The 21,300-nt window shown below is 61.1% G+C and carries 19 protein-coding genes; 7 read left to right on the top strand and 12 right to left on the bottom strand.

Features of this window, described 5'->3' with window-relative positions; all coding sequences use genetic code 11:
* The first annotated feature begins 73 nt into the window (after positions 1 to 73).
* Complete coding sequence (locus ACYZUD_RS05575) at positions 74 to 508, top strand: YeeE/YedE family protein (protein ID WP_462023005.1); 435 nt, start codon at positions 74 to 76, stop codon at positions 506 to 508.
* Between the two features lie 2 nt (positions 509 to 510).
* Complete coding sequence (locus ACYZUD_RS05570) at positions 511 to 924, top strand: DUF6691 family protein (RefSeq protein ID WP_462023004.1); 414 nt, start codon at positions 511 to 513, stop codon at positions 922 to 924.
* Between the two features lie 92 nt (positions 925 to 1,016).
* Here ACYZUD_RS05570 and ACYZUD_RS05565 read toward each other — a convergent pair whose 3' ends face one another.
* Positions 1,017 to 2,300, bottom strand: coding sequence for a Zn-dependent hydrolase (locus ACYZUD_RS05565; RefSeq protein WP_462023003.1), 1,284 nt, complete (start codon positions 2,298 to 2,300; stop codon positions 1,017 to 1,019).
* A gap of 142 nt (positions 2,301 to 2,442) precedes the next feature.
* The gene (locus tag ACYZUD_RS05560; RefSeq protein WP_462023002.1) at positions 2,443 to 3,927 is read right to left on the bottom strand and encodes an NCS1 family nucleobase:cation symporter-1; all 1,485 of its coding nucleotides are present in this window, start codon (positions 3,925 to 3,927) and stop codon (positions 2,443 to 2,445) included.
* Positions 3,928 to 4,547: 620 nt separating this feature from the next.
* Between ACYZUD_RS05560 and hydA the strand changes: the two genes are divergently transcribed.
* From hydA to preA, 3 genes are all read left to right on the top strand, one after another.
* On the top strand, positions 4,548 to 5,987 hold the full coding sequence (gene hydA, locus ACYZUD_RS05555; RefSeq protein WP_462023000.1) for a dihydropyrimidinase: 1,440 nt from the start codon (positions 4,548 to 4,550) through the stop codon (positions 5,985 to 5,987).
* Between the two features lie 207 nt (positions 5,988 to 6,194).
* Positions 6,195 to 7,562, top strand: coding sequence for an NAD(P)-dependent oxidoreductase (locus ACYZUD_RS05550; RefSeq protein WP_462022999.1), 1,368 nt, complete (start codon positions 6,195 to 6,197; stop codon positions 7,560 to 7,562).
* A complete protein-coding gene (gene preA / locus ACYZUD_RS05545; protein ID WP_462022998.1) occupies positions 7,563 to 8,837 on the top strand; it encodes an NAD-dependent dihydropyrimidine dehydrogenase subunit PreA in 1,275 nt (424 codons plus the stop codon).
* 125 nt (positions 8,838 to 8,962) lie between these two features.
* Here preA and ACYZUD_RS05540 read toward each other — a convergent pair whose 3' ends face one another.
* Positions 8,963 to 9,583 carry a TetR/AcrR family transcriptional regulator gene (locus tag ACYZUD_RS05540; protein ID WP_462022997.1) on the bottom strand — a complete coding sequence of 207 codons (621 nt, stop codon included), beginning with the start codon at positions 9,581 to 9,583 and terminating at the stop codon, positions 8,963 to 8,965.
* Positions 9,584 to 9,722: 139 nt separating this feature from the next.
* Between ACYZUD_RS05540 and copC the strand changes: the two genes are divergently transcribed.
* Both copC and copD read left to right on the top strand, forming a co-directional pair.
* Positions 9,723 to 10,088 carry a copper homeostasis periplasmic binding protein CopC gene (gene copC, locus ACYZUD_RS05535; RefSeq protein ID WP_462022996.1) on the top strand — a complete coding sequence of 122 codons (366 nt, stop codon included), beginning with the start codon at positions 9,723 to 9,725 and terminating at the stop codon, positions 10,086 to 10,088.
* A 3-nt stretch (positions 10,089 to 10,091) separates the two neighbouring features.
* On the top strand, positions 10,092 to 10,949 hold the full coding sequence (gene copD / locus ACYZUD_RS05530; protein ID WP_462022995.1) for a copper homeostasis membrane protein CopD: 858 nt from the start codon (positions 10,092 to 10,094) through the stop codon (positions 10,947 to 10,949).
* Positions 10,950 to 10,969: 20 nt separating this feature from the next.
* Here the strand turns inward: copD and ACYZUD_RS05525 are convergent, their stop codons facing one another.
* The 9 genes from ACYZUD_RS05525 to ACYZUD_RS05485 all read right to left on the bottom strand — a co-directional run bounded on the left by ACYZUD_RS05525 (position 10,970) and on the right by ACYZUD_RS05485 (position 21,205).
* A complete protein-coding gene (locus tag ACYZUD_RS05525; RefSeq protein WP_462022994.1) occupies positions 10,970 to 12,697 on the bottom strand; it encodes a PAS domain-containing hybrid sensor histidine kinase/response regulator in 1,728 nt (575 codons plus the stop codon).
* On the bottom strand, positions 12,681 to 13,844 hold the full coding sequence (gene ercA / locus ACYZUD_RS05520; protein ID WP_462022993.1) for an alcohol dehydrogenase-like regulatory protein ErcA: 1,164 nt from the start codon (positions 13,842 to 13,844) through the stop codon (positions 12,681 to 12,683). Before ercA ends, ACYZUD_RS05525 begins: the two co-directional genes overlap by 17 nt.
* 237 nt (positions 13,845 to 14,081) lie before the next feature.
* Entirely contained in the window at positions 14,082 to 15,224 is a 1,143-nt protein-coding gene (pqqE, locus tag ACYZUD_RS05515) for a pyrroloquinoline quinone biosynthesis protein PqqE (RefSeq protein ID WP_462022992.1), read from the bottom strand.
* Positions 15,202 to 15,474: a pyrroloquinoline quinone biosynthesis peptide chaperone PqqD gene (pqqD, locus tag ACYZUD_RS05510; protein WP_462022991.1), complete on the bottom strand. Its 273-nt coding sequence runs from the start codon at positions 15,472 to 15,474 to the stop codon at positions 15,202 to 15,204. Before pqqD ends, pqqE begins: the two co-directional genes overlap by 23 nt.
* Entirely contained in the window at positions 15,471 to 16,223 is a 753-nt protein-coding gene (pqqC, locus tag ACYZUD_RS05505) for a pyrroloquinoline-quinone synthase PqqC (RefSeq protein WP_462022990.1), read from the bottom strand. Before pqqC ends, pqqD begins: the two co-directional genes overlap by 4 nt.
* Positions 16,224 to 16,360: 137 nt before the next feature.
* Positions 16,361 to 17,275, bottom strand: a complete 915-nt coding sequence (gene pqqB, locus ACYZUD_RS05500) for a pyrroloquinoline quinone biosynthesis protein PqqB (protein WP_462022989.1) — start codon at positions 17,273 to 17,275, stop codon at positions 16,361 to 16,363.
* 55 nt (positions 17,276 to 17,330) lie between these two features.
* The gene (pqqA, locus tag ACYZUD_RS05495) at positions 17,331 to 17,402 is read right to left on the bottom strand and encodes a pyrroloquinoline quinone precursor peptide PqqA (RefSeq protein WP_003253598.1); all 72 of its coding nucleotides are present in this window, start codon (positions 17,400 to 17,402) and stop codon (positions 17,331 to 17,333) included.
* 258 nt (positions 17,403 to 17,660) lie between these two features.
* The gene (exaC, locus tag ACYZUD_RS05490; RefSeq protein ID WP_462022988.1) at positions 17,661 to 19,181 is read right to left on the bottom strand and encodes an acetaldehyde dehydrogenase ExaC; all 1,521 of its coding nucleotides are present in this window, start codon (positions 19,179 to 19,181) and stop codon (positions 17,661 to 17,663) included.
* Positions 19,182 to 19,429: 248 nt separating this feature from the next.
* Positions 19,430 to 21,205 carry a PQQ-dependent methanol/ethanol family dehydrogenase gene (locus tag ACYZUD_RS05485; RefSeq protein WP_462022987.1) on the bottom strand — a complete coding sequence of 592 codons (1,776 nt, stop codon included), beginning with the start codon at positions 21,203 to 21,205 and terminating at the stop codon, positions 19,430 to 19,432.
* Between the last annotated feature and the right edge of the window lie 95 nt (positions 21,206 to 21,300).

The raw sequence follows: 21,300 nt of genomic DNA, 5'->3' as shown, positions 1-21,300 counted from the left end.
TTCGCGCGTGGACTGCCCTAAGCTCAGGGAAACAATGTTTCAATACTGTCCTTTACCTGCCAGGAACGTTGCCATGATGTTGGATTCGTTGCACTTCACCCCTTGGTCCGCCTTGACAGGTGGTGTGCTGATTGGTTTGGCGGTCAGCGTGATGGTGGTGGCCAATGGACGGGTAGCCGGGATCAGCGGACTGCTGGGCAGTTTGTTGGAGCGTGGTGATTCGGGACGCGGCGAAAAAGCCTTATTCATCCTCGGACTGCTGGCGGCCCCCATGTTGTGGGCGTTGTTTCAGGCATGGCCGGCCATCGAATTCAAGACCGGTACCGTGGGGCTGATCATCGCCGGATTGTGTGTCGGGATTGGCACCCGTTATGGCTCTGGTTGCACCAGTGGCCACGGGGTGTGCGGTATCTCGCGGCTGTCACCACGCTCCATCGTCGCGACGCTGAGCTTCATGTTCGCAGGCTTTGCGACTGTGTTTGTGCTGCGTCATCTGCTGGGGTTTTGAACATGAAAAAACTGACGGCTTTCCTCGCCGGCCTGCTGTTCGGCATCGGTCTGCTATTGGCAGGCATGGCCAACCCGGCCAAGGTGTTGGGTTTTCTCGATATAACCGGCCTGTGGGATCCCTCCCTGGCGCTGGTCATGATCGGGGCGATTGCGGTGGCCTGGGTGCCGTTTCACTGGGCCATGAAACAACCGAAGTCCTTGCTCGGTGCACCGATGCAGTTGCCTGTCAGTCGTGAGCTGGATAGACGCTTGATAGGTGGCAGCCTGCTGTTCGGGGTTGGTTGGGGTATTGCGGGCATCTGCCCTGGGCCTGCGCTGGTGTTGCTACCGACGGGCCATTGGCAGGCCTGGGTATTTGTGATCGCTATGCTGGCGGGGATGTTGATATTCAGAGCGTTGCAGGCGCGTCGTTGAGTTTCCTCGTAAGGTCAACGGCAAGAAGTAACCGTCATCGGCGGGCGCCCGCAAACGCGCAGGCGCTGCCAGAGTAAGCGGTCTTCTACGATTCAAGCCGCCAATTGACCACTGGCAATCGCCGCCGAAGCCGCCAGCATTGCCCGCAACAACACCGCACACCCGGCCGCCAGGTCATCCGGCGCGGCGTTTTCGATTTCGTTGTGGCTGATGCCGCCTTCGCACGGTACGAAGATCATCCCGGCCGGGCCGAGTTCAGCAAGGAAGATTGCGTCGTGCCCTGCTCCGCTGACGATGTCCATGCGGGACAAGCGAAGACCTTGAGCCGCACCGCGTACGGCTTCGACGCAGCCCTTGTCGAAGTACAGCGGCGGGAAGTCGGCAGTGGGGGTGAGTTCGAAGGTCAGGCCGTGTTCCTCGCAGGTGGTTTCGATGACTTCGCGGACTTCGGCGATCATCGAGTCCAGCCGCGCCGGCTCCAGATGACGGAAGTCCAGGGTCATGCGCACTTCGCCGGGGATGACGTTGCGCGAGCCGGGGTAGGCTTGCAGGCAACCGACGGTGCCGCAGGCGTGGGGTTGATGGCCGAGGGCTGCACGGTTGACGGCGCCGACGATCACTGACGCGCCAACCAGGGCGTCCTTGCGCAGGTGCATGGGGGTTGGGCCGGCGTGGGCTTCGACGCCACGCAGTTTCAGGTCGAACCATTTTTGCCCGAGGGCGCCCATCACCACGCCGATGGTTTTGTGTTCGTCTTCGAGGATCGGGCCTTGCTCGATGTGCGCCTCGAAATAGGCGCCGACGGCGTGACCACTGACCTTGCGTGAGCCCGCGTAGCCGATGGCGTTCAGTGCTTCACCCACGGTGATACCCTCGGCATCGACCTTGGCCAGGGTTTCTTCGAGGGTGAATTTTTCCGCGAACACGCCGGAGCCCATCATGCACGGAGCGAAGCGCGAGCCTTCTTCGTTGGTCCAGACCACCACTTCCAGCGGCGCTTCGGTTTCCACGCCGAGGTCATTGAGGGTGCGCAGCACTTCGACGCCGGCCAGCACGCCGAAGCAACCGTCGAACTTGCCGCCGGTGGGCTGGGTGTCGATGTGGCTGCCGGTCATCACCGGGGGCAGGTTCGGGTTGCGGCCGGGGCGGCGGGCGAAGATGTTGCCGACGGCGTCGATGCTGACGGTGCAGCCTGCGTCTTCGCACCACTTCACGAAAATGTCCCGGGCCTGACGGTCGAGGTCGGTCAGGGCCAGGCGACAGACGCCGCCCTTGACCGTGGCGCCGAGTTTGGCGAGGTCCATGAGCGACTGCCAGAGACGGTCGCGGTTGATGTGCTGATGGGTGGACTGCAGAACGTCTACGGCAGCGTTCATGATGATCTCCTCAGGCAGTTGTTATAGGTTTCTTCTGGTATTTCTTTGGTGCTTTGGAGGCCGCCATCGCGAGCAGGCTCGCTCCCACATTTGAAATGCGTTCCCTCTGTGGGAGCGAGCCTGCTCGCGATGGGGCCAGTGCTCACACCGGGGATTTGGCGATTGACGGGCTAGGCCGCATCGAGCACAACCCGTAATAAATCAACCCACCCAGCGCCGAGCCGGTGAACCAGCCATAGCTATAGAACCAGCTGAATGCATCGCTACCCAGCGACAGCAGCGTCAACGCCACCGGCACACCAAACGCGATAAACCCGAACCAGTTCCACGCCGGGTAAACGTCATCGCGATAGAGCCCGGCCAAATCCAGTTGCTGTTTCTTGATCAGGAAATAGTCCACCACCATGATCCCGGCGATCGGGCCCAGCAGGCTGGAGTACCCCAGCAACCAATTGGAATAGACGGTTTCCAGGCTCACGTCGGAGACGATCAGCCCGAGTTTTTTCAACAACTCATGCCCCATCAACACCAGGCCGACCAGCCCCGTGAGCAACACCGCTTTGGTACGGTTGATCACCTTCGGCGCAATGTTCTGGAAGTCGTTGGTCGGCGAAACGATGTTGGCCGCCGTGTTGGTGGACAGCGTGGCGATGATGATCAGCGCCATGGCCAACGCGACCCAGACCGGGCTCTGAATATGTCCGATCAGGGTGACTGGATCGGAGACAGAGACGCCGACCAGTTTCACTGATGCAGCCGTCATCACCACGCCAAGAGCCGCAAACAGGAACATGGTCAGCGGCAAGCCGAAAATCTGCCCGAGTATCTGGTCCTTCTGGCTTTTCGCGTAACGGCTGAAGTCCGGGATGTTCAGGGACAGCGTGGCCCAGAACCCGACCATCGCGGTCAAACCAGCAGCGAAGTAACTGACCACGCTCGCCCCTTCCGGACGCTTGGCCGGAATCGCCAGCAACTCGGTCATCGACACATTCGGCATCGCCCACACCAGCAGGCCCACGCCGACCAGCACCAACAGCGGTGCCGACAATGTTTCCAGCCACTTGATAGACTCGGCACCGCGCAGCACCACCCACAGGTTGAGCGCCCAGAACATCATGAAGCCGATGACTTCACCGGTGCCGCCGAGGGACTTCCAGCCCTCGAATACCGAGCCCAGAAACAGATGAATCGCCAGCCCGCCGAACATCGTCTGGATGCCGAACCAGCCGCACGCCACCAGGGCGCGGATCAGACACGGGATGTTGGAACCGAGCACGCCAAAGGACGAGCGCAACAACACCGGAAACGGGATGCCGTATTTGGTGCCGGGGAATGCATTCAGTGTCAGGGGGATCAGAACGATGATGTTGGCAAACAGAATCGCCAACAGCGCCTCGCCGACGCTCAGACCGAAGTACGCGGTCAACACCCCGCCAAGGGTATAGGTCGGCACGCAGATCGACATGCCGACCCACAGCGCGGTGATGTGCCATTTGTTCCAGGTTCGTTCGTGCACCTTGGTCGGTGCCATGTCGTGGTTGTAACGGGGACTGTCGAGCACGTCGCTGCCGGCTTCCAGCTCAAACAAGCCGTCGCGCTCGGTCACTTGCGATCTGATCTGTTGCATGGCCACTCCACTGTTCTTTTGATTATTTTTGCTCATCAGGGGCTGGCGCAAAGCGCGCGAGCCGACGATGGCCGGAGGAACTGACAACTTTTACGGACCGGCCAAGGTGTCAGCGGCGGCATCAATAAACGTGCCGGGTATCCCGCTTGCGCATCGGGCAGTGCCATAAAGCTTTGTAAATAACTGATGTTTATCAGTTTTATATATTCAACTTCTGAGTTCCCGGTTACTTGCCACGCCACTCAGGCCGAATGCCAGGCAAGTTGTCCGAACAGTCAGGACTCAATCTGGTGCATACCTCTTTTTTTCAATGTTGCGCATCAACCATAGACCATCCTCAAGCGGCTGATTTCACATAAGAAATCTCGTTCATTTTTAGAACCTGTCAAGTGCGTCAAAATGGTGAGGGGCCTCACCGTTTTGGTGATTTTCAGTTTTAATCGTTATATTTCAATAAGTTAAAACAGACACAGGCTTATAAAAAATATTCTTGCTCATTCCCAAAACTCAGACTAGCTTCTATTCCTGACAGTGATGACAGGAATACACCTGTTTGCGCTGGCTTCATATAAAACATTTAGAACCGGCACAAGTCGGTCATTGCCTGCGAGGAACTCGGAATGTCTCTGTTGATCCGTGGCGCCACCGTTATTACCCACGATGAAAGTTATCGCGCCGACGTCTATTGCGCCGATGGCGTGATCAAGGCCATCGGTGAAAACCTTGATGTTCCGGCGGGCGCCGAAGTGCTCGACGGCAGTGGCCAATACCTGATGCCTGGTGGCATCGACCCGCACACGCACATGCAATTGCCCTTCATGGGCACCGTGGCCAGCGAAGACTTTTTCAGTGGTACGGCGGCGGGACTTGCCGGTGGCACGACGTCGATCATCGACTTCGTGATCCCCAATCCGCAGCAATCCTTGATGGAAGCGTTTCATCAGTGGCGCGGCTGGGCGGAAAAGTCGGCGTCGGATTACGGTTTCCACGTCGCGATCACCTGGTGGAGCGAGCAGGTCCGCGAGGAAATGGCCGAGCTGGTCAGCCACCACGGGGTCAACAGCTTCAAGCACTTCATGGCCTACAAGAACGCGATCATGGCGGCCGACGACACCCTGGTGGCGAGTTTCGAGCGCTGCCTGGAACTCGGCGCGGTACCCACCGTGCATGCAGAAAACGGCGAGCTGGTCTATCACCTGCAACGCAAGTTGATGGCCCAGGGCATGACCGGCCCGGAAGCACATCCGCTGTCGCGCCCTTCACAGGTTGAAGGCGAAGCGGCGAGCCGGGCGATCCGTATCGCCGAAACGTTGGGCACACCGCTGTACCTGGTGCATGTCTCGACCAAGGAAGCCCTCGACGAAATCACCTACGCCCGTAGCAAGGGCCAACAAGTCTACGGCGAAGTGCTGGCCGGGCATCTGCTGCTGGACGACAGCGTCTACCAACACCCGGACTGGCAGACCGCCGCCGGCTACGTGATGAGCCCGCCGTTCCGTCCTCGCGGTCATCAGGAAGCGCTTTGGCATGGCCTGCAATCAGGCAACCTGCACACCACCGCCACCGACCATTGCTGCTTCTGCGCCGAGCAAAAAGCCGCTGGCCGCGACGACTTCAGCAAGATCCCCAACGGCACCGCCGGTATCGAAGACCGCATGGCCGTGCTGTGGGATGAAGGGGTCAACACCGGGCGATTGTCGATGCAGCACTTTGTGGCTCTGACCTCCACCAACACCGCGAAGATCTTCAACCTCTACCCGCGCAAAGGGGCGATTCGCGTCGGTGCCGATGCGGATCTGGTGCTGTGGGACCCGGAGGGCACGCGGACGATTTCGGCGAAGACTCATCACCAGCAAGTGGACTTCAACATCTTCGAAGGCAAGACCGTGCGCGGCGTGCCGAGTCATACCGTGAGCCAGGGCCGGGTGGTCTGGGCGGATGGCGATCTACGGGCCGAGCGGGGTGCCGGGCGGTATGTCGAACGGCCGGCGTATCCGGCGGTGTTTGATTTGCTGAGCAAGCGGGCTGAGTTGACCAGGCCTGTTGCCGTGAAACGCTGAGAGCGGCCTTCGGCCTATCGCGAGCAAGCTCGCTCCCACATTTGAAATGCATTCCTCTGTAGGAGCTGCCGAAGGCTGCGATCTTTTGACTTTGCTTTTTAAGATCAAGATCAAAAGATCGCAGCCTTCGGCAGCTCCTACCGGGAGGACCGTGAACAAACCAATGCCCATCAGAGGCAGTACCTCAATAACCGTGAGGCCAACCCCGTGATCAAGACCCTGAACCACCTTCCGCATCCCTATGAGAATGCGGCCGCCCTCGCCGGCCACTTCACCGATCTGGCACCGCCGCTCAACGATCGTCAGGCGCATCTGGAAGCCTCGCGCTGCCTGTATTGCTACGACGCGCCGTGCGTGAACGCCTGTCCGAGCGAGATCGACATTCCGTCGTTCATCCGCAATATCCATCAGGAAAACGTTCAGGGCGCCGCGCAAAAGATCCTCTCGGCGAACATCCTCGGTGGCAGTTGCGCCCGGGTTTGTCCGACGGAAATCCTTTGCCAGCAAGCCTGTGTGCGCAACAACGACCACGAGTGCGCACCGGTGCTGATCGGCCTGCTGCAACGCTACGCCGTGGACAACGCGCACTTCAGCGAACACCCGTTCCAGCGCGCCGCGGCCACCGGCAAGCGTATCGCCGTGGTCGGTGCCGGCCCGGCCGGGTTGTCCTGCGCTCACCGCAGTGCCATGCATGGGCATGACGTGGTGATTTTCGAGGCACGGGAAAAGGCCGGAGGCCTCAACGAATACGGGATCGCCAAGTACAAACTGGTGGACGATTACGCGCAAAAGGAACTGGATTTCCTGCTGGCGATTGGCGGCATCGAAATCCGTCACGGCCAGAAACTCGGCGAGAACCTGACCCTTAGCGAACTGCATCAACAGTTCGACGCGGTGTTTCTTGGCCTCGGTCTGGCGGCCAGCAAACAATTGGGCTTGCCTCACGAAGAGGCGCCCGGCCTGCTCGCCGCCACCGACTACATCCGCGAACTGCGCCAGACCGATGACCTGAGTCAGCTGCCGCTGGCGGACCATTGCATCGTGCTCGGCGCCGGCAACACGGCCATCGACATGGCCGTGCAAATGGCCCGTCTCGGTGCGCATGACGTCAATCTGGTGTACCGCCGCGGTGTCGAGGACATGGGCGCCACCGGCCACGAACAGGACATCGCCAAGGCCAATCAGGTGCGGCTCTTGACCTGGGCACAACCGGAAGAAGTGTTGCTCGATGACCAGGGCAATGTGCGCGGCATGCGTTTCGCCCGCACGCACCTGGTAGAAGGTCGCCTGCAAACCACCGGGCAGACCTTCGAACTGGTCGCCGACGCGATCTTCAAGGCCATCGGCCAGGCCTTCGACTCAAGCGCCCTCGCCGACCCGCTGGCCCGGGAACTCAAGCGTCAGGGTGAGCGGATTCAGGTGGACGAAAACCTGCGCACCAGCATCCCCGGCGTGTACGCCGGTGGCGACTGCACCAGCCTCGATCAGGACCTCACCGTGCAAGCGGTGCAGCACGGCAAACGGGCTGCCGAAGCGATCAACGCCCAACTCATGCTCAACGTGGAGGCTGCGTAAATGGCCGATCTCTCGATTGTCTTCGCCGGCATCAAAGCCCCCAACCCGTTCTGGCTGGCCTCCGCGCCGCCCACCGACAAAGCCTACAACGTGGTCCGCGCCTTCGAGGCTGGCTGGGGTGGCGTCGTCTGGAAAACCCTGGGTGAAGACCCGGCGGCGGTCAACGTGTCGTCGCGCTACTCGGCACACTTCGGTCCCAACCGTGAAGTGATGGGCTTCAACAACATCGAACTGATCACCGACCGGACGCTGGAAATCAACCTGCGGGAAATCACCCAGGTCAAAAAGGACTGGCCGGACCGTGCGCTGATCGTGTCGTTGATGGTGCCGTGTGTCGAAGCGTCCTGGAAACACATCCTGCCACTGGTGGAAGCCACCGGCGCTGACGGTATCGAACTGAATTTCGGCTGCCCCCACGGCATGCCGGAACGGGGCATGGGCGCGGCGGTCGGCCAGGTGCCGGAGTACGTCGAACAGGTCACCCGCTGGTGCAAGACCTATTGCTCGCTGCCGGTGATCGTCAAGCTCACGCCGAACATCACCGACATCCGCGTCGCCGCCCGCGCGGCCCATCGTGGCGGTGCCGATGCGGTGTCGCTGATCAACACCATCAATTCGATCACCAGCGTCAACCTGGAGCGCATGGTCGCCAATCCCGCCGTGGGCAGCCAAAGCACCCATGGTGGTTATTGCGGTTCGGCGGTGAAGCCGATAGCCCTGAACATGGTCGCCGAGATCGCCCGCGACCCGCAGACCCAAGGCCTGCCGATCTCCGGCATTGGCGGCATTGGCAGTTGGCGCGACGCCGCGGAATTCATCGCGTTGGGCAGCGGCGCGGTGCAGGTGTGCACGGCGGCCATGCTGCACGGATTCCGGATTGTCGATGAAATGAAGGACGGCTTGTCACGCTGGATGGACAGTCAGGGTTATGCCAGCGTGTCGGACTTTTCCGGGCGGGCGGTAGGCAATACCACGGACTGGAAGTACCTGGACATTAACTATCAGGTGATTGCGAAGATTGATCAGGAGGCGTGCATTGGTTGTGGCCGTTGCCATATCGCCTGTGAAGACACCTCCCATCAGGCGGTTACCAGCCTCAAGCAGGCGGACGGCACGCATAAATATGAAGTGATTGATGATGAGTGCGTGGGCTGCAATCTATGCCAGATCACGTGCCCGGTGCAGGATTGCATCGAGATGGTGCCGATGGAGAACGGGAAGCCGTTTCTGGACTGGAATCATGATCCGAGGAATCCCTACCATGTCAGCCCCTGAAACCAGCGGTGCCTGAACGGCAGCCATCGCGAGCAGGCTCGCTCCCACAATGGATCTTCAGCGTTCAACAGATCCCTGTGGGAGCGAGCCTGCTCGCGAAGAGGCCCGTCGATACACCACAAACCTCACGGTTCCAACCCAATCCCGCGCAATATCACACTCGTCACCGTCTGCACCGCCCGCTCAAACTGCATGTCCGACAGCGGCTGATGATCATTAAGGATGTTCACCTGGTGATCGAAGTCAGCGTAATGCTGGGTCGAGGCCCAGATCATGTACAGCAGGCTCGAAGGCTCCACCGGCAGGATGCGTTTGTCGTCCACCCACTGGCGAATTTTCGCTTCTTTCATCTTGGCCCAGTCGTACAGGCTGACGTCCAGTTTCTCACCCAGCGTCGGTGCGCCGTGGATGATTTCGTTGGCCCAGACCTTCGAACCGTAAGGCCGGCTGCGGGAGTGGTTCATCTTGGCGCGGATGTAGCTGCTGAGCACCACGCGCGGGTCGTCGAACATTTCGAAGCACAAGGCGTCCTGTTTCCAGACTTCCAGCAAACCGAGCAGCACGGCGCTGTACAGCTCGGTCTTGGTGCTGAAGTAGTAATGCAGGTTCGAACGTGGCAATTGTACTTCTGCGGCGATGTCAGCCATGGCGGTGCCACCGAAACCTTTTTCGGCGAAGACCTTTTCGGCCCCCAGCAGAATTTTCTCGACGTTACTGCGGCGGATCTCGATCTTGTGATTGCCCATGAGGGCTCCCTGACAACAGCGTTGGTCAAGACTAGCACCCGCTCTACGTCGCGGCGACAGGGGAAAACCAAACTTCGTACAACAAGGTTCTCGCAGGTAAACTGCCCGATTCTTCGAATCTGCCTCTGAGGTATCCACGATGCTGCTCAAGAAAACCCTGACTGCCGCCGCCCTGCTCGGCTCTCTGCTCGCCGCTTCGTCGGTGTTTGCCCACGCCCATCTGAAAAGCCAGACCCCGGCCGCCGACAGCACCGTGAGCGCACCGTCGGACTTGCGCCTGGTGTTTTCCGAAGGCGTCGAAGCCACCTTCACCAAAGTCACGATCAGCAAGGACGGTGCCGACGTCCCGGTGAAAAGCCTGGCCACCGAAGGCAGCGATAAAAAAACCTTGATCGTTACGCCGGCCGCACCATTGGCGGCGGGCGCCTACAAAGTGGAATGGCATGCCGTGTCGGTCGACACCCACAAAAGCGAAGGCGCCTACAGCTTCAAGGTTGGCCAGTAATTCATGACGAGCGCGATGGTGCTGTGCCGCTTCCTGCATTTCACCGTGGTGCTGATGCTGTTCGGAGCCTGGGTCTTCAGGCCGCTGCTGTTGGGCCGTGAGACGTTGCTGGACAAGCCTTTGGCGCGGGTCACCCGCTGGCTCGCGGCGGTGGCGTTGGTCAGCGGCATCGGCTGGTTGCTGCTGATCACCGCCAGCATGGCCGGGGCCTGGGAGGCAGCATTCGATCTGTCGACCCTGCGGCTGGTGTTGGGCAATACGTTTTTCGGTCAGGTCTGGAGCTGGCACCTGCTGCTCAATAGTGTGCTCATGACGCTACTGCTGATACCGTTGCGCTCCAGCCTGCCCTTACGAATAACCCTGAGCGCTCTGTTGCTGGCGACGCTGGCCCCGGTCGGTCACGGCGCGATGCTCGATGGCCTCAACGGCCAGCTGCTGATCCTCAATCAGATCATTCACCTGACCTGCGTCGGCGCCTGGCTCGGTGGGTTGCTGGTGTTGGTGATGATCCTTCGGCAACCCGCCGGGCAGGCGGTCAGCGCGATACTGCAGCGTTTCAGCGGTATCGGATATGTGTTGGTGGCGGGGTTGGTGATCACGGGCCTGATCAACGTGCGGGTACTCACCGGGACTTTTTGGCCGACGCCATTGCTGTCCGGGTTTGCGTTGATTCTGTTGATCAAGGTGCTACTGGTGGCCGCGATGCTGGGGTTGGCGCTGTTCAATCGGTTGCGAATCAAGGACTGTGAGCAGCGGCTGACGACATTGCGCGCCAGCGTGATCTTGGAATGGCTACTGGGTATCGGCGCAGTGGCGGCGGTTTCGCTGCTGGGCACCCTGCCGCCAATGATCACCGGCTGAAACCTGCCCTGAACCCACCGCTACCCCAGCATCTGACTCAACACCGCACGCAACTTGCCGGGTTTCACCGGTTTGTTCAGCAGCGGTGCATCGAGTCGCTGCAACGAGCGCCGACACTGATCCGTGCGATCCGCGGTAATGATGACCGCTGGAATCACCTGGCTGAAATGCTCACGCAAATGCCTGACCACCTCACAGCCCACCACCCCGTGATCGAGGTGATAGTCCGCCAGGATCAGCTCCGGTGCCTGGCCCTGCAAGGCCACCAGCGCGGAGGCTTCATCGGTGGCGATCACCACTTCGCAACCCCACTGCCCGAGCAGCGCGCTCATGCTTTCCAGAATGCTCACTTCGTTGTCCAGCACCAGCAAGCGCCGGCCCGGCAACGGATTGCCTGTACCCGGCAGGGGCGCGACCTGACTGATCGGCAGCGGAACCTCATGGGAAATCGGCACCTCGATGCTGAACATCGAGCCTCGCCCCGGCAGCGAATGCACCTGAATCCGGTAGTCGAGGATCTTGGCGATGCGTTCGACGATTGCCAGCCCCAGGCCAACGCCCTTGCGGTCGGCGGCGCGGCCGACGTCCAGTTGGTTGAACTCCAGGAAGATCGAATCCAGCCGATCCGCGGCTATCCCGCGCCCGGTGTCCCAGACTTCCAGACGCAGCATGTCACCCCGACGCCTGGCCCCCAGCAGGATGCTGCCTTCGTCGGTGTAGCGGCAGGCGTTGCTGAGGAAGTTACGCAGAATCCGCGTCATCAGGCGCAAGTCGGTGCGAATGGCGAAATCGCCCATGTGCACCCGCAGGTTCAGCCCGGCCGCTTCGGCCACCGACTGGAACTCCGAGACCAACGGCCCGAGCAACTCGTCGAGGCGGTACAACGCGACATCCGGTTTCACCGCGGCCTGATCGAGCCGGGAAATATCCAGCAAATCGGTGAGCAAATCTTCCGCCCCTTCCAGGGCCTGGTGGGTGCGTTCGACCAGCACCTGTTCGACTTCGGGCAGTTTGCGTTCGCGCAAGGTCGAGATCAGCAAACGTGCGGCGTTGAGCGGTTGCAGCAGGTCATGACTGGCGGCGGCGAGGTATTTGTCCTTGCTGCGATTGGCGGCCTCGGCGGCGTCACGGGCATCGCGCAAGGCCTCGGTGATCTGTTTGCGCTGAGTGATTTGTTGTTGCAGGTTGCGGTTGGCTTCGAGCAATTCGTCGGTGCGCGCGGTGACGCGTTGCTCCAGTTCGTCGTTGAGCTGTTGCAGGCGCTGCTGGGCCAGTTTGCGTTCGGTGATGTCGGCGACAAACCCTTCTACCAGCCCTTCCTGATCAGGCTTGAGCAGCAAGTTCATCAGCACGTCGAGGCTGCTGCCATCCTTGCGCCGCAACTGGGTTTCATAGCCGTGCAGACTGCCCTGATGCCTGAGGATTTCGCCAATGTTTTCCAGCTCCCGCGCACCACCGACAAACAGGTTGCTCGCCAGGTCAGCCAGGGAAAACAGCACGTCCTGCGGGTCCTGATAACCGAGCATCCGCGCCAGCGCCGGGTTGGCGGCGCGCATGCCTTCCAGCAGGCTGGCCTGGAAGATCCCGTGCACCGCGTTTTCGAACAGCCATTTGTAGCGATTGCGCTCGGCTTCCAGCTCGTCGAGGCGAGCGGCCAGTTCCGGGTAGTGACTCTTGCGCGCCGAATGGCTGCCTAACCCCAGTAACCCGGCCAGCGCCCGTTGCTGTTCGTCAGAGGGCTTCGCCATAGACGACCTCGACATCACGCTGACTGGATTCGCGCGGATTGGTAAGAATGCACGGGTCGTGCATGGCGTGTTGCGACAGGAACGGAATGTCCGCGGTGCTGACCCCATGCAAACCGAGGGTTTCATGGAAACCGATCGCATGTTTCAGAGCGATCAGATGCTCCACCAGACGCCCGCAAATCTGCCGGTGATTGAGGCCACGGCAATCGATACCGAAGGTCTCGGCAATCACCTTGAAGCGATCCGGCGCCGAGCTGTAGTTGAAGGCCACCACGTGCTCCACCAGCACCGCGTTGCACAAGCCGTGCGGCAAGTCGAGAAACCCACCAAGGCTATGGGACATGGCGTGTACCGCGCCGAGGATCGCGTTGGAGAACGCCAGCCCGGCCTGCATGCTACCGAGCATGATCTTCTCGCGCAGGGCGATGTCGTTCGGGTTGGCGATCATTTGCACCAGGTTGCCGTTGATCAGACGCATGGCTTCCAGCGCATGGGGGTCGGTCAACGGTCCGTGCCCGGTAGACACGAAGGCTTCGATGGCATGCACCAACGCGTCGATGCCGGTACACGCCGACAGGAACGGGTCCATGCTCAGGGTGGTTTCCGGGTCGATCAGCGATACGTCCGGCACCACGGCCTTGCTGACGATGGAGAATTTCATGCGTTCTTGCTGGTTGGAGATGATCACGAATTGCGAGACGTCCGCCGAGGTGCCGGCGGTGGTCGGGATCAAGATCAGCGGCGGGCTGGGCACGCGGATGGTGTCCACGCCTTCGAACTCGAGAATGCTGCGCCCGTGGGCGACGACGATGCCGATGCCTTTGCCGCAATCCATCGGGCTGCCGCCACCGACGGCGACGATCACATCGCAGTGGTTTTCGCGGTACAGCTCGGCGCCGAGCATGACTTCTTCGACCCGAGGGTTGGGCGAAACGTCGCTATACAAGAAGTAGTCAATGCCCTGGGCTTGCAGGCTGGCTTCGACATCGGCGACCCAACCGGCGGCAATCACCCCGGGATCGCTGACCACCAGGACCTTGCGGGCACCGAAGGTCTTGGCGTAGTTGCCGACGTTGTGCCGGCAGCCGGCACCGAAGATGATTTCAGGCGAAACGAATTTACGCAGCTGGCTGAGACTCTGGCTCATTGGAAAGCCTGTTTTTATTGTTTTGGAAGGTAGAACCCACACTAAAGCATCCGGCTGCGAATGCAATCAGACCAATGGGGTAGCACGGTTCGGGGTGTATCCAGACTCTGCATTCACTGAAGATCCCTGTGGGAGCGAGCCTGCTCGCGAAAGCGGTGGGTCAGTCGACATCTATATTGAATGTGATGCCGTCTTCGCAAGCAGGCTCGCTCCCACAGGGGATTTGTGTCGTTCGATTCATCCGCGGTAGATCAGCCGAGAAGCCTTCTCGTTGCGCAACGTCAGGTGTTCCATGCCCTGCCCCGGCGCGTCGGCTTCCTCGCGCGCCTTGAGGATCACCCCGTGGTGCGGCGATTTGCTGCACACCGGATCGGCATTGGCGGCATCGCCCGTGAGCATGAACGCCTGGCAGCGGCAGCCGCCGAGGTCCTTGTGCTTTTCATCGCAGGAGCGGCACGGCTCCTTCATCCAGTCATCGCCCCGAAAACGGTTGAAACCGAACGAATCGGTCCAGATGTGCTCGATGCTGTGCTCGCGCACGTTGGGAAACTGCACCGGCAGCTGCCTGGCGCTGTGGCAAGGCAACGCGGTGCCGTCTGGCGTGATGTCGAGAAACAGGTTGGCCCAGCCGTTCATGCAGGTCTTGGGGCGTTCTTCGTAGTAATCCGGGGTGACAAAGATCAGCTTGCACGGATGGCCCTGGGCCTCAAGGCGCTCGCGATATTCGTTGGTGATACGTTCGGCGCGCTGCAATTGTTCGCGGGTTGGCAACAGGCCTACGCGGTTGAGTTCGGCCCAGCCGTAGAACTGGCAGGTCGCCAACTCGACGAAGTCCGCTTCCAGCTCAAGGCACAGGTCGATGATCTTCGCGATCTCGTCGATGTTGTGCCGATGGGTGACGAAGTTCAGCACCATCGGGTAACCCTGGGCTTTCACCGCGCGGGCCATCGCCAGTTTCTGCGCGAAGGCCTTGCGCGAACCGGCGAGCATGTTGTTGACCGCCTCGTCGGCGGCCTGGAAGCTGATCTGGATGTGGTCCAGGCCCGCGACCTTGAAGTCGCGCACCTTCTGCTCGGTCAGGCCGATGCCCGAGGTGATCAGGTTGGTGTAGTAGCCCATGTCCCGGGCAGCCTTGATCAGCTCGGCGAGGTCCTGTCGAACCAACGGTTCACCACCGGAAAAGCCCAGTTGCGCGGCGCCCATGTCCCGGGCCTCGCGGAACACGCGAATCCATTCTTCGGTGCTCAACTCTTCACCTGATTTGGCAAAGTCCAACGGGTTGGAGCAATACGGGCATTGCAGCGGACAACGATAGGTCAGCTCCGCCAGCAGCCACAGCGGCGGCCCCGGACGCGCGTCATTCGATCCAGTATTGAGCATGGGCCACCTCCAGAAACGCCAGCACATCTTCGTCGATCCCCGGCACGCCAGGGAAACTCGACGACAGCTGATCAATGATGGCCGCGACGCTGCGCTGGCCGTCCACCAGATCGAGGATCTGCCCGGCGCTGGCGTTGAGTTTGATCATGCCTTCGGGGTACAGCAGCACGTGGCAATCCTGGCGGGGTTCCCATTGCAGGCGAAAGCCTTGGCGCAGCGCCGGTGATTGCTCACGGCTGATCAGGCTCACAGGGCGATCCCCCGGTGCCAGACGTTGTCGCGGGTGACGGTGTGATACGGCGGGCGTTCCAGTTCGTAGGCCATGCTCATGGCGTCGAGCATGCTCCACAGCACGTCGAGCTTGAATTGCAGGATCTCCAGCATGCGCTGCTGGCCCTCGACCGTGACGTAATGCGCCAGGGTGATGCGCAAGCCATGCTCGACATCACGCCGCGCCTGACTCAGACGCGTGCGGAAATAGTCATAGCCGGTGACGTCGATCCACGGGTAATGGGTGGGCCAGGCGTCGAGTCGGGATTGGTGGATCTGTGGCGCGAACAGTTCGGTCAGGGAGCTGCTGGCCGCCTCCTGCCAGCAGGCGCGGCGGGCGAAATTGACGTAGGCGTCGACGGCGAAACGGACGCCGGGCAGCACCAGTTCCTGAGAGAGGATTTGCTCACGCTCCAGCCCCACCGCTTCGCCCAGACGCAGCCAGGCCTCGATGCCGCCTTCACTGCCGGGGACGCCGTCGTGGTCGAGAATCCGTTGCAGCCATTCCCGGCGCACATCGCGGTCCGGGCAGTTGGCGAGGATGGCGGCATCCTTGAGCGGGATGTTCACTTGGTAGTAGAAGCGATTGGCGACCCATCCCTGAATCTGCTCCCGGCTGGACCGGCCGGCGTACATGGCTTGGTGGAATGGGTGGTGGATGTGGTAGTAGGCGCCTTTGGCGCGCAGGGCCTGCTCGAATTCGGTGGGGGTCATCGGGGTGTCAGTCATTGCGGTTCTCCGGTGAACAACCGTTGGGTTCTGCGGTGTCGGGTCTGGCCTCATCGCGAGCAGGCTCGCTCCCACAAGGGACTTGCGGTGTACACAAAACCCTGTGGGAGCGAGCCTGCTCGCGATGAGGCCAGCAGCTACAGCTCAATACTCATGCCGTCATAAGCCACTTCGATACCCCGCCGCTCCAGCAACGCCCGCTCAGCCGAGTCCTCATCGAGGATCGGATTGGTGTTGTTGATGTGGATCAGCACCTTGCGCTGGCGGGTGAAGTCTTCAAGGATTTCGAGCATGCCGCCGGGGCCGCTTTGCGACAGGTGCCCCATTTCACTGCCCAGGCTCTGGCCGACTTCGCAGATCCGCATCTCGTCGTCGCGCCACAAGGTGCCGTCCAGCAGCAGGCAATCGGCACGCTGCATCCAGCTCAGGACTTCGTCGTCGACTTGCCCCAGGCCCGGCGCATAGAACAGCGCTGCGCCGCTGCGCCGGTCTTCGATAAACAGGCCAATGGTGTCGCCCGGCTGTGGATTGCCGCGATTGGGCGAATACGGAGGTGCGTTGCTGACCAATGGAATCGCGCGAAACTGCAAGTGTTCGCAGGCCGCGATGCTGAACGGCTCGTGGTCCAGCCCGATGGGCCGCCACTGCAACCCGCCGTTCCAGTGCTTGAGCATGGTGAACAACGGGAAGCCGCTGCTCAAATCCTCGTGAACCCGCTCGGTGCACCACACCGAATGCGGGCACCCTTCGCGCAGGCTCAACAGGCCGGTGCAATGGTCGATCTGGCTGTCCATCAGGACGACGCCGGCAATGGCCGTATCGCGCAGCCAGCGTGCGGGTTGCAGGGCCGGAAAACTCTCCAGCTGTGCACGAATGTCCGGTGAAGCATTGCACAGCACCCAGTCCACACCGTTGTCGCTCAGGGCAATGGAGGACTGCGTGCGACGTTGCGCTCGCAGGCTGCCATTGCGCATGGCAGCGCACTGGCGGCAATTACAATTCCACTGCGGAAAACCACCGCCAGCGGCGGAGCCGAGAACACGGATGTGCATGAGCAATGCTCCAGAAGGCAGGCCCGGCCAACGCAACGGCTGGCCGGGTGAACAATCAACGGTTGGCGAAATACATCGTCACTTCGAAGCCAATGCGCAGATCGGTAAACGCGGGTTTAGTCCACATGGGTCAATCCTCTTCTTGTGCCGGACGATTCCGGTAAAGCCATTAATGCACGGGGCGCCAGGCACCCGAATGCTACTTTCGAAGGAGGTAGCGGCGTGCGTTGGTAGGGGGTGTGCGCGGTCTTCAAGTACACACCAGATCAATGTGGGAGCGGGCTTGCTCGCGATGGCGGTGTAACAGTCAACTGAGATGTTGAATGTACTGGCCTCATCGCGAGCAAGCCCGCTCCCACAGGGTTTTGCGGTGTTCTTGCGGGGGTTAGAAGAACCCCATCGGATTGATGTCGTAGCTCACCAGCAGGTTTTTGGTCTGCTGATAGTGATCGAGCATCATTTTGTGGTTTTCACGGCCGACACCGGATTTCTTGTAGCCACCGAACGCGGCGTGGGCCGGGTACAGGTGGTAGCAGTTGGTCCAGACACGCCCGGCCTTGATCGCCCGGCCCATGCGGTAGGCGCGGTTGATGTCGCGGGTCCACAGGCCGGCACCGAGGCCGAACTCGCTGTCGTTGGCAATGGCCAGGGCTTCGGCTTCGTCCTTGAAGGTGGTGATGCCCACCACCGGGCCGAAGATTTCTTCCTGGAACACGCGCATCTTGTTGTGGCCCTTGAGCAGCGTCGGCTGGATGTAATAGCCGCTGGACAAGTCGCCCTCAAGACGCTCGGCCGCACCGCCGGTGAGCAGTTCGGCGCCCTCCTCCTGAGCGATTTTCAGGTACGAGAGGATCTTGTCGTATTGCTGCTCGGACGCCTGGGCGCCGACCATGGTTTCGGTGTCCAGCGGGTTGCCGCGCTTGATCTTGACGATCTTCTTCATCACCTCGACCATGAACGGCTCGTAGATCGATTCCTGCACCAGGGCCCGGGACGGACAGGTGCAGACTTCGCCCTGGTTGAAGAAGGCCAGCACCAGGCCCTCGGCGGCTTTCTCGATGAACTGCGGCTCTGCGTTCATGATGTCTTCGAAGAAGATGTTCGGCGACTTGCCGCCCAGCTCCACGGTGGACGGGATGATGTTCTCGGCAGCGCATTTCATGATGTGCGCGCCAATCGGGGTGGAACCGGTGAAGGCGATTTTGGCGATGCGCTTGCTGGTGGCCAGCGCCTCACCGGCTTCACGACCGAAGCCCTGAACGATGTTCAGCACACCGGCCGGCAGCAAGTCGGCGATCAGCTCGGCGAAGACCATGATCGACAGCGGCGTCTGCTCGGCGGGTTTGAGCACCACGCAGTTACCGGCAGCGAGGGCCGGCGCGAGTTTCCACGCGGCCATGAGCAGCGGAAAGTTCCACGGGATGATCTGACCGACCACGCCCAGCGGCTCATGGAAGTGATAGGCGGTGGTCAGCTCGTTGATCTCGGCGGCGCCGCCTTCTTGAGCACGGATGCAGCCGGCGAAGTAACGGAAATGGTCGGCGGCCAGCGGCACATCGGCGTTGAGGGTTTCGCGCACGGCCTTGCCGTTGTCCCAGGTTTCGGTGACGGCGAGGATTTCCAGGTTCTGTTCGATGCGGTCGGCGATTTTCAGCAGCACCAGCGAACGGTCCTGCGCCGAGGTCTTGCCCCAGGCATCCGCAGCGGCATGGGCCGCGTCGAGGGCCTTGTCGATGTCGGCGGCGCTGGAGCGCGGGAACTCGGCGATCACTTCACCGGTGACCGGCGAGGTGTTGGTGAAGTACTCGCCGTTGACTGGCGCGACGAATTCGCCGCCGATGAAATTGCCGTAGCGCGCCTTGAACGTCACGACGGCGCCTGGTGTTCCGGGTTGTGCGTAGATCATGGTGGGCCTCTGTCTGGGTCGATGCCTGTCGGGCAAACAGGCGATGAACCGATAGTAGAGAGCCCCGCGCGCCAGACGAATGCGCCGTTGGCAGGAGGACTCTCGTTATTTGGTCGTAGGTTTTGCACAAACCATTGTGGGAGCGAGCCTGCTCGCGATAGCGGTCTGACAGTCGACATTCATGTTGAATGTGCTGACCTCATCGCGAGCAGGCTCGCCTCCCACAGGGTTATGCGGTGGTCTGAGGGTTAGTGTTTGGCCACTAGGTCTTTCGGCAACTTGAACGTCCAGAGCATGCCGCCCTGGTTGAAGTCCTTGATGCGCTTGGCCACCTCACCACCCCACAGCGGTACTGCGCCGCCCCAACCGGAGAGCACCGAGACGTACTGTTCGCCGTCCATTTCCCAGGTCACAGGCGAACCGAGCACGCCGGAACCGGTCTGGAATTCCCAGACTTTCTCGCCGGTCTTGGCATTGAACGCCTGCAGGAAACCTTCAGGCGTGCCGGTGAACACCAAGTTGCCCTTGGTGGTCAGCACCCCGCCCCACAGCGGCGCGAAGTTCTTGTGGCGCCAGACTTCCTTGCCGGTTTTCGGGTCGATGGCGCGCAACACGCCGATGTAGTCTTCGTTCAATGGCTTGATGGTGAAACCGGCACCGAGGAACGCCGCGCCTTTCTTGTAGGCGATGCCTTCGTTCCAGATGTCCATGCCCCACTCGTTGGACGGCACGTAGAACAGGCCGGTGTCCTTGTTGTAGGCCATCGGCATCCAGTTTTTCGCGCCGAGGAACGCCGGAGCGACGAATACCGAACTGCCTTTGGCTTCGCTGCCCGGTGCACCTGGACGGCTGGCTTCGTTGTAGATCGGCCGACCATCTTTATCCAGGCCGGTGGCCCAGGTGATTTTGTCCACGAACGGGAAGCCGCGAATGAATTTGCCGTTGGTGCGGTCCAGCACGTAGAAGAAGCCGTTACGGTCGGCGGTCGCTGCGGCTTTGATCTCTTTGCCGCCTTCGGTGTAGTTGAACGAAACCAGCTCGTTCACGCCGTCATAGTCCCAGCCGTCGTGGGGCGTGCTCTGGAAGTGCCACTTGATGGTGCCGTCGTCCGGGTTCAGCGCCAGGCGCGATGACGAGTAGAGGTTGTCGCCAGGACGCAGGTGCGAGTTCCACGGTGCCGGGTTGCCGGTGCCGAACAGCAGCAGGTTGGTTTCCGGGTCGTAGTAACCACCGAGCCAAGGCGCCGCGCCGCCGGTTTTCCAGAGGTCGCCGGGCCAGGTCTTGCCGGCTTCGCCACCGGAGATGCCGTTTTCTACAGCCTTACCGCCCTTGTAGACATAGCCCATGTGGCCTTCGACGGTGGGCCGGGACCACAGCAGGTCGCCGTTTTTCGGGTCATAGGCTTCGATCTTGCCGACCACCCCGAACTCGCCACCGGCCACACCGGTGATCAGTTTGCCGTTGATCACCAGTGGTGCGGCGCTGATCGAATAACCTTCCTTGTGGTCGGCGACTTTCTTGCTCCACACGACTTTGCCGGTGTCCTTGTTCAGGGCCACGAGCTTGGCGTCGAGGGTGCCGAAGAACACCAGATCGCCGTACAGCGCGACGCCACGGTTGATCACGTCGCAGCACGGGCGGATGTCATCGGGCAGGCGCGCATCGTATTGCCAGAGTTTCTTGCCGGTGCGCGCATCCACCGCAAACACCCGCGAGTAGGAGCCGGTCATGTACATCACGCCGTCCTTGATCATCGGCTGCGCTTGCTGACCGCGTTGTTTTTCACCGCCGAAGGAGAACGCCCAGACCGGCCGCAAGTCCTTCACGTTGTTGACGTTGAGGGTGTCCAGCGGGCTGTAGCGCTGACCCTGGACGCCCAGACCGTTGGTGACGATCTGCTCCGGGTTCTTGGGGTCCTGGAGAATGTCCTGGTCGGTGACGGCGGCCAATGCCTGGCCGGACAACAGCATGGCACTGAGCAGCACGCTCAAGACGAAGGGTTGGCGACGTGCGGGTTGGGTCATGACGGCTACCTCTGCGGTTTTTGTTATACCCGGGAAATTTTCCCGGTCTGGTGCAGATTCTTGGGCGCCGCCGCCCTTCCAACAATTGCCCGCAG

The sequence above is a fragment of the Pseudomonas sp. XS1P51 genome, from assembly GCF_054897845.1.
Note: the sequence above shows the minus strand (reverse complement) of the source record. Positions and strands in the feature narration are given on the sequence as shown.

Coding starts and splice junctions, on each gene's coding strand:
- ACYZUD_RS05575 (WP_462023005.1), top strand. CDS start 74: ATGATGTTGGATTCGTTGCACTTCACCCCTTGGTCCGCCTTGACAGGT.
- ACYZUD_RS05570 (WP_462023004.1), top strand. CDS start 511: ATGAAAAAACTGACGGCTTTCCTCGCCGGCCTGCTGTTCGGCATCGGT.
- ACYZUD_RS05565 (WP_462023003.1), bottom strand. CDS start 2,300: ATGAACGCTGCCGTAGACGTTCTGCAGTCCACCCATCAGCACATCAAC.
- ACYZUD_RS05560 (WP_462023002.1), bottom strand. CDS start 3,927: ATGCAACAGATCAGATCGCAAGTGACCGAGCGCGACGGCTTGTTTGAG.
- hydA (WP_462023000.1), top strand. CDS start 4,548: ATGTCTCTGTTGATCCGTGGCGCCACCGTTATTACCCACGATGAAAGT.
- preA (WP_462022998.1), top strand. CDS start 7,563: ATGGCCGATCTCTCGATTGTCTTCGCCGGCATCAAAGCCCCCAACCCG.
- ACYZUD_RS05540 (WP_462022997.1), bottom strand. CDS start 9,583: ATGGGCAATCACAAGATCGAGATCCGCCGCAGTAACGTCGAGAAAATT.
- copC (WP_462022996.1), top strand. CDS start 9,723: ATGCTGCTCAAGAAAACCCTGACTGCCGCCGCCCTGCTCGGCTCTCTG.
- copD (WP_462022995.1), top strand. CDS start 10,092: ATGACGAGCGCGATGGTGCTGTGCCGCTTCCTGCATTTCACCGTGGTG.
- ACYZUD_RS05525 (WP_462022994.1), bottom strand. CDS start 12,697: ATGGCGAAGCCCTCTGACGAACAGCAACGGGCGCTGGCCGGGTTACTG.
- ercA (WP_462022993.1), bottom strand. CDS start 13,844: ATGAGCCAGAGTCTCAGCCAGCTGCGTAAATTCGTTTCGCCTGAAATC.
- pqqE (WP_462022992.1), bottom strand. CDS start 15,224: ATGCTCAATACTGGATCGAATGACGCGCGTCCGGGGCCGCCGCTGTGG.
- pqqC (WP_462022990.1), bottom strand. CDS start 16,223: ATGACTGACACCCCGATGACCCCCACCGAATTCGAGCAGGCCCTGCGC.
- pqqB (WP_462022989.1), bottom strand. CDS start 17,275: ATGCACATCCGTGTTCTCGGCTCCGCCGCTGGCGGTGGTTTTCCGCAG.
- exaC (WP_462022988.1), bottom strand. CDS start 19,181: ATGATCTACGCACAACCCGGAACACCAGGCGCCGTCGTGACGTTCAAG.
- ACYZUD_RS05485 (WP_462022987.1), bottom strand. CDS start 21,205: ATGACCCAACCCGCACGTCGCCAACCCTTCGTCTTGAGCGTGCTGCTC.